Origin of the sequence: Pseudomonas viciae, from assembly GCF_004786035.1 — a bacterium.
Lineage (GTDB): Bacteria > Pseudomonadota > Gammaproteobacteria > Pseudomonadales > Pseudomonadaceae > Aquipseudomonas > Aquipseudomonas viciae.
Genome location: NZ_CP035088.1, coordinates 5665001 through 5678403, shown reverse-complemented (window position 1 = coordinate 5678403; position 13403 = coordinate 5665001). Strand labels below are relative to the sequence as shown.

Here is a 13403-nt window from a genome sequence, read left to right as displayed (position 1 = left end):
TCTTGAGGATGTAGACGTGCGGCTGATCCTGATCCTGGCATTGAGTGTCTTGACGGCTTGTCAGAGCATTGCGCCGCCCCCGGTCAGCGGGCGGATCCGAGACTTGCACACTGGTCAGGTCGTCACGCCCCAGGCGCTGGTCGAGCGTTTGGCGACAGCGTCTCGAGTGGTGGTGGGTGAAAAACACGACAATCGCGATCACCACGCGCTACAGCTATGGCTGCTTCAGGCCTTGGCCGAGAGGCGGGCTCAAGGCAGTCTGTTGCTGGAAATGCTGACGCCGCAGCAGCAACCACGGATTGCTGCCGTTCGCCAGTTATCGACCTTGCCGAAGGACCTGCCCGGTGCGCTGGATTGGTCGCCGGGCTGGGACTGGAGCCTGTATGGGCCTGTCATCGAGTTCGTCTTGACGCAACCTTATCCTTTGCTGGCGGCCAATCTGGACGCCGCCGAGATCCAGCGTTTCTATCGGCAAGCGCCGGGCTTGAGCGGCGTTCGCACCAATGCGACGGTTGTGAAGGGGGAACTGCTGGGACAGATCCGTGAATCCCACTGCGGCCTGCTGCCTGAATCGCAAATGCCGGCGATGCTGGCGGTCCAGCAGCAGCGTGACCGGCGCATGGCTGAACGTCTACTGGACGCGCCCACCCCCGCATTGTTGTTCGCCGGCGCCTGGCATGGGCGAAAGGATGTTGGTGTGCCGCTGCATGCGCTGGATCTTGGGGCCAGCGAAGCTCCGATCGTCTTGATGCTGGCCGAGGAAGGCCGCGACGTGACATCAACCATGGCCGACTATGTGTGGTACACCCCGGCCACACCGCCTCAGGATTACTGCGCACAGATGCGTGAACACACCAAGGGGTGAGATCGCGCTAAAGAAGAGAGGCTTTTTCCAGGCAAAAAAAGACCCGGCAAAAGCCGGGTCAAATAACCGTGATTAGCCTGATGAGGAGATATCTGAGAGTCCGAACCAAGGGCTGTTCAAATATCGACCAGTCTCGCGACCGGATGTGGTAATCATAGCGATTCTCATTACCATGTCAAACATTGTTTTTCGATTTCCCGAAATAACCTGAACGGTTACCACGTCAGTCGGCAAAACGAGGGTAGTCAGGCTTTATGCCGCGTCGAGATAGCGTCCAGTTGTTGATTCAGGGCTTCCTTGCGTTCGGCGGGGAGGTCGTTCCAGTGCACATCCATCAATGCGCCTTCGATCGCATACAGCAACACCTTGGAAGCCCGGAAGCCGCGAGTGCGCACGGCCCGATAGGCGTCCACCGCGCCAAGCCGGCGTAGATCCGAGGCGCTGTGTATACCGACGGCATGCAGCCACTGGGCTGATGTCTTGCCGAGATTCTTCAGGTGTTGCAACTCATCATTCATCGAGCCTCCTTGCGACGGCCGATTGGTGCATTGGGCAAGCTTCTGAGCAGTGTAGCGGTCAGTAGGAAAAGCGTGATTCTTTGGTGGGATTCGACGCAAAAGCTTCTAATGCATTACGCACGATGCGGTGGGAAGGTGCCGCACGATACGTCCTCCAGCGCGGGCGGGGGCGCTGGAGTTCGGGTCGGTCTGTGGCGGGGCGGCCGCGTCTTGGCCTACCCGGTTTCCACAGGATCAGCGGGTGCGGTAACGCAGCCGGGTGCCGAAGTTCATCGACATCAGAATCTCGTCGGCAGACAGCTCAGGCGGGAAGTAGGCGCCGGATATCTGCGCGTGGGCCAGGCTCGCGCCTTCCAGTGACGCTTTGCGAAAATCGATGCCGCGCAAATCAGCGGAGCGGAAGTAAGCGTCGCTGAAATCAACGTCGTCGGCGTTCAGTTCCCGCAGATCAAGGCCACGAAAATCACCGCCGCGCATGTCGACCGGACCTTGAGGGCGCTCACTGTTGAAACCTGCAATATCGTCTTTGCGCAGCAAGGCATAAAGCGGGGTATTGAGAAGCTTGGGGAGGCTCATTTCATAGCACCTGTTGGTTTTATGACGCCAGTATAGTGCCACTATTTGGCGGCCGTGAAGCCGGGTCTCGCTTCACGGCCGAAATAGTTTTCTACAGGCCTGGCAGGCGCTGACGGATCTGCGCAACCACGACGTCGAGGGTACCGCTTTCGTTGGTTTGGACCCGTTTGCTGCAAAGGATTTCCGTCGGGGTCAGGGCTTCACGGCTGGCCTGTTGTGCAGCGATGACCGCCAGAGTCGCGTCCGAGGGGTCTTTCTGATCGGCCTGACGCTGCGCGAGTCTGGCTTCGATGACCGCTTGCGGTGCGTTGCAGTCGAGAATCAGGAATGGTGCGCCCGTGGCTTCAGCCACTTTCGCTGCTGCATCGCGCTGGTCGCGCTTGAGGTAGGTGGCGTCGACCACCACCGGGAATCCGGCGTGCAGGATCATGTCGGCGATTTCATGCAGGCGCGCGTAGGTGGCGCTGCTGGCGTCGCTGCTATAGATACCGGCTTGTGGATCGTTGGGCACATGTTGCTCGCCGAACAGGCGCTTGCGCTCTACGTCCGAACGCAGGCGAATCGCCCCCAGTGCTTCCACCAGGCGCATGGCGACGTGGCTTTTGCCTACGGCCGAAACGCCGTGGGTAATGGCCAGGAAATGTGACGGAATGGTGCTGTAGCTTTCGGCCAGGTTGGCGTAGTTGCGGTATTGGCGAAGGGTGGTGGCGCGCTGCACCGGATCGGCTTCGGCCGGCATGCTGAACAGCGCAACCTTGGCGCGGACCAGGGCACGATAGGCCTTATAGAAGTTCAGCAGTTCAAGGCCCCGGTAATCGCCGGTCAGTTCCAGGTATTGGCTGACGAAGCGCCGCGCCAGCGACTTGAGGCCACGGTCTTCCAAGTCCATCGCCAGGAACGCGGTGTCGGCGTAGACGTCGGTGAAGCGGAAGGGCTCGTTGAATTCGATGCAGTCGAAAATCACCACTTTGCCGTCGATCAGCGTGATGTTACCCAGGTGGATATCGCCATGGCATTCGCGGATGAAACCTTCGGCCTTGCGTTGGATGAACAGCGACTTGAGACGATCAAAGCTGCTTTCAGCCCAGGCTTGCAGCGCTTCGAGTTGCAACAGGTCAGCTTTGTCGCTGAGGAACGGGCGGATCTGTTCGAAGTTCTGCCGCACCGGCGCCATCACGCTGTCCGGGGTGCCGGCCGCATTGTCGGCTGGCACTTTGGGCGTGGAAAGGTGGAACTGGGCGATCTGCGTGGCCATTTCGTCGATGTGGGCGGTGGTCAGTTCACCGTTGGCTTGCAGCGTGCTGAGCAGTTGGCTCTGGGGGAACTGACGCATCTTCAGGGCATATTCGATGGCCGGACCATCGCCCGCCAATTGCGGCGCTTCGGCACTGCCGGTAATTGGCAGGACTTCCAGGTACAGGTCCTGGGTCAAGCGCTGGTTAAGGCGCAGCTCTTCGCCACAGAAATGCTTGCGTGCCTCGAGACTGGTGAAATCGAGGAAACCGAAGTTCACCGGCTTTTTGAATTTGTAGGCGTATGGCCCGGTGAGCAATACCCAGGAAATGTGGGTTTCGATGACCTGGAACCCTTCGACGGGATGCGGGTAGAGGGCCGGGTTTTGCAGGGCGGCGATCAGGGATTGGCTCACGGGCGGTCCTTCAGAGACTGGAAAATTCAAGGCCGTCATTATGGCCGCAAGCGACGTTAACGCAAACCTCGTCGGGCTCATGTTGAACCGCCGCAAAGTGCGTATAATCCGCCGCCATGACTCGTACCCGATCCCCCCGTACCCCCAAGAAACCACCCGCCAGCCGCCTGCGGCCCTGGCTGGGCTGGGCCCTTAAACTTAGCCTGGTGGGCCTTGTCGTGCTCGCCGGTTTTGCGGTCTATCTCGATGCCGTGGTCCAGGAGAAGTTCTCCGGCAAGCGCTGGACGATCCCGGCCAAGGTCTACGCCAGGCCGCTGGAGCTGTTCGTCGGACAGAAGCTGAGCAAGGATGATTTCCTGACCGAACTCGATGCCTTGGGTTATCGCCGTGAAAGCGTGGCCAATGGTCCGGGTGCGGCCTCGGTCAATGGCAATACCGTCGACCTCAATACCCGCGGTTTCCAGTTCTATGAAGGCATGGAGCAGGCGCAACCGGTGCGGGTGCGCTTCTCTGGCGACTATGTAGCTGCGCTGACTGGCGCCAACAATGCGAGCTTGTCGGTGGTGCGCCTCGAGCCGCTGTTGATTGGTGGCCTTTACCCCAAGAACCTTGAAGACCGGATCCTGATCAAGATCGACCAGGTTCCGCCGTTCCTGCTCGATACGCTGATCGCCGTCGAAGACCGCGACTTCTACCATCACTTCGGCGTCTCGCCCAAGTCGATTGCCCGGGCCATTTGGGTCAACACCTCCTCCGGCCATATGCGCCAGGGCGGCAGTACCCTGACCCAGCAGTTGGTCAAGAACTTCTACCTGACCAACGAGCGCAGTCTGTCTCGTAAGCTCACCGAAGCCATGATGGCGCTGCTGTTGGAGCTGCACTACGACAAGCCGGAGATCCTGGAGGCGTACCTCAACGAGGTGTTTATCGGCCAGGACGGTCAGCGGGCGGTGCATGGTTTCGGTCTCGCCAGCCAGTTCTTCTTCAGCCAGCCATTGTCCGAGCTCAAGCTGCATCAGGTGGCGTTGCTGGTGGGCATGGTCAAGGGGCCGTCTTCCTACAACCCGCGGCGTAATCCGGAGCGTGCCCTCGAGCGGCGCAATCTGGTGCTCGACCTGTTGCAACAACAAGGCGTGGCGACCGCCGAGCAGGTTGAAGCGGCAAAGAAAATGCCACTGGGCGTGACCAAGCGCGGCAGTCTGGCGGACAGCTCGTTCCCAGGCTTCATGGACCTGGTCAAGCGCCAGCTGCGTGAAGACTACCGCGACGAAGACTTGACCGAAGAAGGTCTGCGCATCTTCACCAGTTTCGACCCGATCCTACAGATGAAGGCCGAAGCCTCGGTCGAGGACACCTTCAAACGGCTGGGCGGGCGCAAGGGCGCTGACGAAGTCGAAGCCGCCATGGTGGTGACCAACCCGGAAACCGGCGAAGTCCAGGCCATGATCGGCAGCCGCCAGGCCAGCTTCGCCGGTTTTAACCGGGCGCTGGACGCTGTGCGGCCGATCGGCTCGCTGATCAAGCCGGCGGTGTACCTTACCGCGCTGGAGAAACCGAGCCAGTACACGCTGACCAGTTGGCTGTCGGACGAAACGTTCTCGGTCAAAGGGGCGGATGGGCAGGTCTGGAAACCGCAGAACTACGATCGCCGCTCCCACGGGACGGTGTTCCTGTACCAGGGGCTGGCGCATTCCTACAACCTCTCGACGGCTCGCCTCGGGTTGGAAATCGGCGTGCCGAACGTACTCAAGACCCTGGCGCGCCTGGGGGTAAGCCGCGAATTCCCGGCTTTCCCATCGATGCTGCTGGGGGCTGGTGGTCTCACGCCAATCGAAGTGGCGGCCATGTACCAGACCCTGGCCAACGGTGGTTTCAATACGCCGATGCGCGGGATCCGTAGCGTGCTGACCGCCGATGGCGAACCGCTCAAGCGTTACCCGTTCCAGATCCAGCAGCGTTTTGATCCGGCTTCCATTTATCTGATCCAGAGCGCGATGCAGCGGGTCATGCGTGAAGGCACCGGCAGTTTGGTTTATAACGTGCTGCCCCGGACCTTGAACCTGGCGGGCAAGACCGGTACCAGTAACGATTCGCGCGACAGCTGGTTTGCCGGTTTCAGCCAGGATCTGCTGGCGGTGGTCTGGCTTGGACGTGATGATAACGGCAAGACCCCGTTCACCGGCGCCACGGGGGCGTTGCAGGTCTGGACCAGTTTCATGCGCAAGGCTGACCCATTGCCGTTGGACATGCCACAACCGGACAATATCGTTCAGGCCTGGGTCGATTCGCGCACTGGACAAGGTTCCGACGCCAATTGCCCGGGCGCTGTACAGATGCCGTATATTCGCGGCAGCGAGCCGCCACCCGGTGCTGCCTGTGGCAGCACGAGTCCCGCCGAGTCGGTGATGGATTGGGTCAAGGATTGGGTGAATTAAGCAAAGAGGGTTTCAAGTGAACAAGTGGTTGATTCCAGCGGTAACGGCCGTGGCTTTGCTCAGTGGCTGCTCTACCGTACAGCGCGGTTCGATTCCGGTCGTTGATTCCGGCACCGCTGTTTCCAACAGTGAGCGGATCTCGGCCAACGGCGGTTTCCGGCAAACGACGGTAAAGCGGCCGGTGCAGGGCCAGCCTCAGGCGATCCCTCAAGGCGACACCGGTGTCGTGGTGATGGTGCCGGGTGGTGGCGCTACGACCTCGGCGCCGATCAGCAGCACGCCGATCACGCCGGGCCCCATTACCCCGGGGCCTATCGAGACCTCGCCGATCGATCAGGGCAGCTACAGCATGCCTTCGACGCCGAGCCGCATTCCGTCGGCCAGTTCGGGTGGTTTGTCCGCCGATGAGCAATTGGACGGCCCGGTGCTGGCCCTGCTCACTACCGCGCAACAGCAGCAGGCCGGCGGCGACCTCAATGGTGCGTCCTCCAGCCTGGAGCGTGCCCAGCGAGTAGCACCGCGTGAACCGCAGGTGCTTTATCGCCTGGCCCAGGTGCGCATGGCCCAGGGCGATGCGCCGCAAGCCGAACAACTCGCCCGTCGCGGCCTGACACTCACCAGCGGTCGTCCGGCGCTTCAGGCCAGCCTGTGGGAATTGATCGCCCAGGCTCGCGAGAAACAAGGCGATTCCGCTGGCGCGGCGTTGGCCCGTCAGAAGGCTAAGGTTTCGCTCTGATGGATACGCGTTTTCCCCTGATTGCCGAGCAGTTGCTGCTGATCGAGCGGGAGTTGAGGGTCCAAGGCTGGTGGAGCAGCGTTTCGCCTTCCGTCGAAGCGCTGGCCAGCGTCGAGCCGTTCGCGGTGGATACCCTGGACTTCGAGCAATGGCTGCAATGGATTTTCCTGCCACGGATGAAAGCCATCCTGGAAAATGACCTGCCGCTGCCCAACGCCTCAGGCATCCTCGCCATGGCTGAAATGGTCTATGCCCAGCGGCCAGGGCAGGGCATCGAGTTGCAGCGGCTGCTGTCGCAGTTTGACCAGTTGATCAGCGACGTCGGTTGATCGCTATTACTGGCAATGTTCTTCGATCTGCTTGCGGGTCTCATCGATCCGCTGGCGTCGCTCTTCATCGGTGAGGCGACGCATTTCCCCTTCCACGTCCTCACGCACCCTCGGGTTGTTCTGCAATTGCGCCAGGTTGGTCCGGGCCTGATCGCAGAACATCTTGAGCTGGGCCTGCTGTTCTGCGATCTGTTTCTTTACCTGTTGATCGATAGCCTTCTGGTCGCCAATGACTCCACCAGAGGGGGGCGCTGGTGGTTTAGCGACGGACGGCGAGGACTTGATCACGGTCGTGGTCTGCACGCCTTCGGGCGGCTGGGCTCCGAAATGCGTCACGCCTTGGGCGTCCACCCATTTGTAGACCTGACCGGCCATGCAGGTCGGGCTCAGGCCAACCAGCAAGCTGGCCATCAAGAAGAACATTCGCATGCTGTTTCCTTGTCGTGGGTTGCGCAATTGAAGCTAACACAGTTGCCGTTTAAAGGTTTTTTCTTGCGTTCTCATGCGCTTACTTCGAATAAAGTACATTGACGACTTGACTTGCAGAAGACGAAACAGAAGAATCCAAAGTCCGCTGTAGAGGGACTGCCAGAAGCAGACCCACTCGGCAGATCATGAGGCGCACATCCGCGCCGACCTGTTACACCCGCAACGCGTTACCTCGCGCTGGGTGGGAAAGGCCCGCAACACTTGGGACGATCCCAATACTTGCTCAGTCAGTGCTGACGTAGTCGGCGACCACCGTCGCTCATGCTCTGCCGAGAAGTAAACCTATTAAGACCCGTCCCCTTGTTGTGGGTCGGTATTCTGGCGTTTTAGAGGTGAACAACGTGGAGCTTTTATCTGGCGGTGAGATGCTCGTCCGCTTTTTGCGTGACGAAGGCGTCAAATATATCTACGGGTACCCCGGTGGTGCTCTTCTTCATGTCTATGATGCCCTGTTCAAAGAACCGGAAGTGACCCATATCCTGGTTCGTCACGAGCAGGCGGCCACTCATATGGCTGACGGCTATGCCCGTGCCACCGGCAAGGCCGGCGTGGTACTGGTGACTTCCGGTCCAGGCGCCACGAACGCCATCACCGGTATCGCCACGGCGTACATGGACTCTATCCCGATGGTGATCATCTCCGGTCAGGTGCCTAGCACTATGGTCGGCACCGATGCGTTCCAGGAAACCGACATGATCGGTATTTCCCGGCCGATCGTGAAGCACAGCTTCATGATCAAGCACGCGTCGGAAATCCCGGAAGTCATGAAGAAGGCCTTCTACCTGGCTGAGTCCGGTCGTCCGGGCCCGGTCGTGGTCGATGTCCCCAAAGACATGACCAACCCGGCCGAGAAGTTCGAATACATCTTCCCGAAAAAAGCCAAGCTGCGTTCCTACAGTCCGGCCGTACGCGGTCACTCCGGGCAAATCCGCAAGGCAGCTGAAATGCTGCTGGCGGCCAAGCGCCCTGTGTTGTACTCCGGCGGTGGTGTGATCCTTGGCGGTGGCTCAGCGCCGCTGACTGAACTGGCAAAAATGCTCAACCTGCCGGTCACCAATACCCTGATGGGCCTGGGTGCCTACCCGGGCACCGATCGCCAGTTCATCGGCATGCTCGGCATGCACGGCAGCTACACCGCCAACCTGGCGATGCACCATGCCGATGTGATCCTGGCAGTCGGCGCGCGCTTCGACGACCGTGTCATCAACGGCCCGGCGAAGTTCTGCCCGAACGCCAAGATCATCCACATCGACATCGACCCGGCGTCCATCTCCAAGACCATCAAGGCAGACGTGCCGATTGTCGGTCCGGTAGAGAGCGTGCTGACCGAAATGGTCGCCATCCTCAAGGAAATCGGCGAGGCTCCGAACAAGGAGTCCGTGGCCAGTTGGTGGAAGCAGGTTGATGAATGGCGTGGCGATCGTGGCCTGTTCCCTTATGACAAGGGCGACGGCAGCATAATCAAGCCGCAGACCGTAATCGAAACCCTGTGCGAAGTGACCAAGGGCGATGCCTTTGTGACCTCCGACGTGGGCCAGCACCAGATGTTCGCCGCGCAGTACTACAAGTTCAACAAGCCCAACCGCTGGATCAACTCCGGTGGCCTGGGCACCATGGGCTTCGGTTTTCCGGCGGCCATGGGCATCAAGTTGAGTTTTCCGGATGCCGACGTTGCCTGTGTCACGGGCGAGGGCAGCATCCAGATGAACATCCAGGAACTGTCCACCTGCCTGCAATACGGTTTGCCGGTGAAGATCGTCATCCTGAACAACGGTGTGTTGGGCATGGTTCGCCAGTGGCAGGACATGAGCTACGGCAGCCGTCACTCGCATTCCTACATGGAATCGCTGCCTGATTTCGTCAAGCTCGCAGAGGCCTACGGTCACGTCGGCGTACGCATCACCGAATCGAAAGATTTGAAGTCGAAGATGGAGGAAGCGTTCGCCATGAAGGACCGCCTGGTGGTGATCGATATTGCGGTCGACACCAGTGAGCACGTCTACCCGATGCAGATCAAAGACGGCTCCATGCGCGATATGTGGCTGAGCAAGACGGAGCGTACCTAATCATGCGACATATTATTTCCCTGCTTCTGGAAAACGAACCGGGTGCTCTGTCTCGTGTAGTGGGCCTGTTCTCGCAGCGCAACTACAACATCGAAAGCCTGACCGTGGCGCCAACCGAAGACCCGACCCTGTCGCGTCTGACGCTGACCACTGTTGGCCACGATGAAATCATCGAGCAGATCACCAAAAACCTGAACAAGCTGATCGAGGTGGTCAAGCTGGTGGACCTGTCGGAAAGCGCTCACATCGAGCGCGAACTGATGCTGGTCAAGGTCAAGGCCACCGGCGCACAGCGTGCCGAGATCAAACGCACTACCGATATTTATCGTGGGCAGATCGTCGATGTCAGCGCCAGCGTCTATACCGTTCAGTTGACCGGTACCAGCGACAAGCTCGACAGCTTCATTCAATCGATCGGCACTGCCTCGATTCTGGAAACCGTACGCAGTGGCGTCACCGGGATTGCCCGTGGCGACAAAGTACTGAGCATCTAAACCAAATTAGCGAATGGCCTGAAAGGCCGGATAGAGGGGAAATTCATGAAAGTTTTCTACGATAAAGACTGCGACCTGTCGATCATCCAGGGTAAGAAAGTCGCCATCATCGGCTACGGTTCCCAAGGTCACGCCCAGGCGTGCAATCTGAAAGACTCCGGCGTTGACGTGACTGTTGGCCTGCGTAAGGGCTCGGCCACCGTTGCCAAGGCTGAGGCCCATGGCCTGAAAGTCACCGACGTGGCTTCCGCCGTTGCTGCCGCCGACCTGGTCATGATCCTGACCCCGGACGAGTTCCAGTCTGCCCTGTACAAAAACGAAATCGAGCCGAACATCAAGAAAGGCGCCACCCTGGCCTTCTCCCACGGCTTCGCGATCCACTACAACCAGGTTGTGCCACGCGCCGACCTCGACGTGATCATGATCGCGCCGAAGGCCCCGGGCCACACCGTACGTTCCGAGTTCGTGAAAGGCGGCGGTATCCCTGACCTGATCGCGATCTACCAGGATGCGTCCGGCAATGCCAAGAACGTGGCCCTGTCCTACGCAGCTGGCGTCGGCGGCGGTCGTACCGGCATCATCGAAACTACCTTCAAGGACGAGACCGAAACCGACCTGTTCGGCGAACAAGCCGTTCTGTGCGGCGGTACCGTCGAGTTGGTCAAAGCCGGCTTCGAAACCCTGGTTGAAGCGGGCTACGCGCCAGAAATGGCCTACTTCGAGTGCCTGCACGAACTGAAGCTGATCGTTGACCTCATGTACGAAGGCGGTATCGCCAACATGAACTACTCGATCTCCAACAACGCTGAATACGGCGAATACGTGACCGGTCCGGAAGTGATCAACGCCGAGTCCCGCCAGGCTATGCGCAACGCCCTGAAACGCATTCAGGATGGCGAATACGCCAAGATGTTCATCAGTGAAGGCGCCACCGGCTATCCTTCGATGACCGCCAAGCGTCGTAACAACGCCGCTCACGGTATTGAAATCATCGGCGAGCAACTGCGCTCGATGATGCCGTGGATCGGTGCCAACAAGATCGTCGACAAGGCCAAGAACTAAGTCGCGAGCTTGATCGAAAAACGCGGCCTTGGCCGCGTTTTTTCGTTTGGGCGGTGGCTTCTGGTATAAAGCTGCATCGTTTGCGGTCGAACCGTCGTCCCAGACACCTGTCGAATTTTTTCACACCGTTGCAAGGTATTGTCCATGAGCGAACGTCCCGACGAGCCAAACCAGGCTCCTGACGCCGAAAGCCTGCTACCCATCGATGAGCACATCGAAGAAGGCCATGACGCTGAAGGCCGTAAGGTCCGGCATCGTGGCATCTATCTGCTGCCGAATCTGTTCACCACCGCGAACCTGTTCGCCGGTTTCTATTCCATCATCAGTTCCATGAGCGCTCAGGCCGCGTTGAGCGCCGGTGACAGTGCTGGGGCGAGTCGTTACTTCGCCTTCGCTGCCATTGCGATCTTTGTTGCCATGGTGCTCGACGGTCTGGACGGGCGCGTGGCCCGCATGACCAATACCCAGAGCGCTTTCGGTGCCGAGTACGATTCGCTGTCCGACATGGTGGCCTTCGGCGTGGCGCCGGCTTTGTTAGCTTTCGGCTGGGCGCTGGGGGACATGGGCAAGGTCGGCTGGATGGTCGCCTTCATCTATGTAGCCGGTGCGGCGTTGCGCCTGGCGCGTTTCAACACCCAAGTAGGCAAGGCTGACAAGCGTTACTTCATCGGCTTGGCCAGTCCGGCAGCTGCAGGTGTGGTGGCCGGTGTGGTCTGGGCATTCAGCGACTATGGCATCCAGGGTTCGAAAATGTCGTTCCTGGTGGCGTTGCTGGTAGCGGCGGCCGGGATGCTGATGGTCAGCAACATCAAGTACAACAGCTTCAAGGAGTTGGACTTGAAGGGGCGTGTGCCATTCGTTGCGATTCTGGCGGTGGTGCTGGTGTTCGCGGTGGTCTTCAGTGATCCGCCGCGAATTCTGTTACTGGTATTCCTCGCTTACGCGGCGTCCGGCCCGGTTCAATACCTGTTGCACTTGCGTCGCCACAAAAGCGCCGAGTGATGTAATTTCCCCCATACTCCGCAGTCTATTGGTGCACCTGCCCTCCAATACTGCGGAGTTGTCATGCTAATCAAGATCCCCAAGTCGTCCGACTGCCGTGAATCGGACGTCACGCCCGAATCCCTCTATCTATCTCGTCGTCAAATGCTGGGCGCAACCATGGCCGGCCTTGCCGTGAGCGGCCTGCCGCGTTGGGCCAGTGCTGCCGACGCGGCGCGGTATGCCGATGTCGAGCCCGGCAAGGCGCCATCCTGGTTTGCCGAGAAACTGCCGTCCACTCAATGGGGCGCGGTCACGGTCAAGAATGAGCCCATTACGCCGTTCAAAGACGCCACCCACTACAACAACTTCTATGAGTTCGGGACCGATAAGGGCGACCCGGCGGCGAATGCCGGATCCTTGAAAACCGAACCCTGGAGCGTGGTGGTGGACGGGGAGGTGGGCAAGCCGGGGCGTTATGGGTTGGAAGACTTCATGAAGCCCTATCAGTTGGAGGAGCGGATTTATCGACTGCGCTGTGTCGAAGCCTGGTCGATGGTCATCCCGTGGATTGGCTTTCCCATTTCCGCACTGCTCAAGCAGATCGAGCCGACCTCCAAGGCCAAATACATCCGCTTCGAAACCCTGCAGGATCCCAAAACCATGCCCGGGCAGCGCTCCGGCTTCGCCTTGATCGACTGGCCTTATGTCGAGGGCTTGCGATTGGACGAGGCAATGAACCCGCTGGCAATCCTGGCGGTAGGAATGTACGGACGGGAGTTGCCGAACCAGAACGGCGCGCCGTTGCGGTTGGTGGTGCCGTGGAAGTACGGTTTCAAAAGTGTGAAGTCGATTGTACGTATCAGCCTGGTTAGCGAGCAGCCGAAGACGACCTGGCAGAGTATTGCGTCCGATGAATACGGCTTCTATGCCAACGTCAATCCGACGGTCGATCATCCGCGCTGGACCCAGGCGCACGAACGCCGTTTGCCGAGCGGGTTATTCAGTCCCAATGTTCGCGATACGTTGATGTTCAACGGCTATCAGGATGAAGTCGCTTCTTTATATGCAGGGATGGACTTGAGGAAGGACTACTGATGCGTTTTCCAGTCTGGCGAATTGGCGTCTTTGTCGCCGCGGCGGTTTGGCCGTTGTTCTGGCTTTACGAAGCGTTGATGAACACCTTGGGGCCTGACCCGGGCAA

At 59.5% G+C, this 13403-nt stretch carries 13 protein-coding genes and 1 pseudogene (1 of these 14 cut by a window edge); 10 read left to right on the top strand and 4 right to left on the bottom strand.

Annotation, left to right across the window (positions count from 1 at the left end; genetic code table 11):
• Positions 1 to 16: 16 nt before the first annotated feature.
• Positions 17 to 865 (top strand): ChaN family lipoprotein, encoded by an 849-nt coding sequence (locus tag EPZ47_RS25175; protein ID WP_135847191.1) that lies wholly within the window; start codon positions 17 to 19, stop codon positions 863 to 865.
• Between the two features lie 245 nt (positions 866 to 1110).
• Here the strand turns inward: EPZ47_RS25175 and EPZ47_RS25170 are convergent, their stop codons facing one another.
• The 3 genes from EPZ47_RS25170 to EPZ47_RS25160 all read right to left on the bottom strand — a co-directional run bounded on the left by EPZ47_RS25170 (position 1111) and on the right by EPZ47_RS25160 (position 3607).
• A complete protein-coding gene (locus EPZ47_RS25170) occupies positions 1111 to 1383 on the bottom strand; it encodes a TfoX/Sxy family protein (RefSeq protein ID WP_135847190.1) in 273 nt (90 codons plus the stop codon).
• Positions 1384 to 1617: 234 nt separating this feature from the next.
• Positions 1618 to 1959 carry a pentapeptide repeat-containing protein gene (locus tag EPZ47_RS25165; RefSeq protein WP_135847189.1) on the bottom strand — a complete coding sequence of 114 codons (342 nt, stop codon included), beginning with the start codon at positions 1957 to 1959 and terminating at the stop codon, positions 1618 to 1620.
• Positions 1960 to 2050: 91 nt separating this feature from the next.
• Positions 2051 to 3607, bottom strand: coding sequence for a bifunctional aminoglycoside phosphotransferase/ATP-binding protein (locus EPZ47_RS25160; protein ID WP_135847188.1), 1557 nt, complete (start codon positions 3605 to 3607; stop codon positions 2051 to 2053).
• 116 nt (positions 3608 to 3723) lie between these two features.
• On the opposite strand from EPZ47_RS25160, the gene mrcB reads away from it, so the two are divergent.
• From mrcB to EPZ47_RS25145, 3 genes are read left to right on the top strand one after another with little or no spacing between them, the layout of a single operon-like run.
• Complete coding sequence (gene mrcB / locus EPZ47_RS25155) at positions 3724 to 6042, top strand: penicillin-binding protein 1B (protein ID WP_135847187.1); 2319 nt, start codon at positions 3724 to 3726, stop codon at positions 6040 to 6042.
• 16 nt (positions 6043 to 6058) lie between these two features.
• Entirely contained in the window at positions 6059 to 6778 is a 720-nt protein-coding gene (locus EPZ47_RS25150) for a tetratricopeptide repeat protein (RefSeq protein WP_135847186.1), read from the top strand.
• Positions 6778 to 7107, top strand: coding sequence for a YqcC family protein (locus tag EPZ47_RS25145; protein ID WP_135847185.1), 330 nt, complete (start codon positions 6778 to 6780; stop codon positions 7105 to 7107). Before EPZ47_RS25150 ends, EPZ47_RS25145 begins: the two co-directional genes overlap by 1 nt.
• 6 nt (positions 7108 to 7113) lie before the next feature.
• Here EPZ47_RS25145 and EPZ47_RS25140 read toward each other — a convergent pair whose 3' ends face one another.
• Positions 7114 to 7536, bottom strand: coding sequence for a DUF4124 domain-containing protein (locus EPZ47_RS25140; protein ID WP_420825044.1), 423 nt, complete (start codon positions 7534 to 7536; stop codon positions 7114 to 7116).
• A gap of 401 nt (positions 7537 to 7937) precedes the next feature.
• Here EPZ47_RS25140 and EPZ47_RS25135 point away from each other — a divergent pair, with 401 nt between their 5' ends.
• From EPZ47_RS25135 to msrQ, 6 genes and pseudogenes are all read left to right on the top strand, one after another.
• Positions 7938 to 9662, top strand: coding sequence for an acetolactate synthase 3 large subunit (locus tag EPZ47_RS25135; protein ID WP_135847184.1), 1725 nt, complete (start codon positions 7938 to 7940; stop codon positions 9660 to 9662).
• A gap of 2 nt (positions 9663 to 9664) precedes the next feature.
• Positions 9665 to 10156, top strand: a complete 492-nt coding sequence (gene ilvN, locus EPZ47_RS25130; protein ID WP_003205610.1) for an acetolactate synthase small subunit — start codon at positions 9665 to 9667, stop codon at positions 10154 to 10156.
• 45 nt (positions 10157 to 10201) lie between these two features.
• A complete protein-coding gene (ilvC, locus tag EPZ47_RS25125; protein ID WP_003185459.1) occupies positions 10202 to 11218 on the top strand; it encodes a ketol-acid reductoisomerase in 1017 nt (338 codons plus the stop codon).
• A 144-nt stretch (positions 11219 to 11362) separates the two neighbouring features.
• On the top strand, positions 11363 to 12220 hold the full coding sequence (gene pssA / locus EPZ47_RS25120) for a CDP-diacylglycerol--serine O-phosphatidyltransferase (protein WP_135847183.1): 858 nt from the start codon (positions 11363 to 11365) through the stop codon (positions 12218 to 12220).
• A 63-nt stretch (positions 12221 to 12283) separates the two neighbouring features.
• Positions 12284 to 13297: a protein-methionine-sulfoxide reductase catalytic subunit MsrP gene (msrP, locus tag EPZ47_RS25115; RefSeq protein ID WP_135847182.1), complete on the top strand. Its 1014-nt coding sequence runs from the start codon at positions 12284 to 12286 to the stop codon at positions 13295 to 13297.
• Positions 13297 to 13403 (top strand): annotated as a pseudogene (gene msrQ, locus EPZ47_RS25110) (protein-methionine-sulfoxide reductase heme-binding subunit MsrQ); it runs 513 nt beyond the window's last position. The gene msrP and the pseudogene msrQ overlap by 1 nt, the downstream one beginning before the upstream one ends.

What these genes read in the sequence shown, in the direction of transcription:
- EPZ47_RS25170 (WP_135847190.1), bottom strand. Translation starts at nt 1,383, where the DNA reads ATGAATGATGAGTTGCAACACCTGAAGAATCTCGGCAAGACATCAGCC.
- EPZ47_RS25165 (WP_135847189.1), bottom strand. Translation starts at nt 1,959, where the DNA reads ATGAGCCTCCCCAAGCTTCTCAATACCCCGCTTTATGCCTTGCTGCGC.
- mrcB (WP_135847187.1), top strand. Translation starts at nt 3,724, where the DNA reads ATGACTCGTACCCGATCCCCCCGTACCCCCAAGAAACCACCCGCCAGC.
- EPZ47_RS25145 (WP_135847185.1), top strand. Translation starts at nt 6,778, where the DNA reads ATGGATACGCGTTTTCCCCTGATTGCCGAGCAGTTGCTGCTGATCGAG.
- EPZ47_RS25140 (WP_420825044.1), bottom strand. Translation starts at nt 7,536, where the DNA reads ATGCGAATGTTCTTCTTGATGGCCAGCTTGCTGGTTGGCCTGAGCCCG.
- ilvN (WP_003205610.1), top strand. Translation starts at nt 9,665, where the DNA reads ATGCGACATATTATTTCCCTGCTTCTGGAAAACGAACCGGGTGCTCTG.
- ilvC (WP_003185459.1), top strand. Translation starts at nt 10,202, where the DNA reads ATGAAAGTTTTCTACGATAAAGACTGCGACCTGTCGATCATCCAGGGT.
- pssA (WP_135847183.1), top strand. Translation starts at nt 11,363, where the DNA reads ATGAGCGAACGTCCCGACGAGCCAAACCAGGCTCCTGACGCCGAAAGC.
- msrP (WP_135847182.1), top strand. Translation starts at nt 12,284, where the DNA reads ATGCTAATCAAGATCCCCAAGTCGTCCGACTGCCGTGAATCGGACGTC.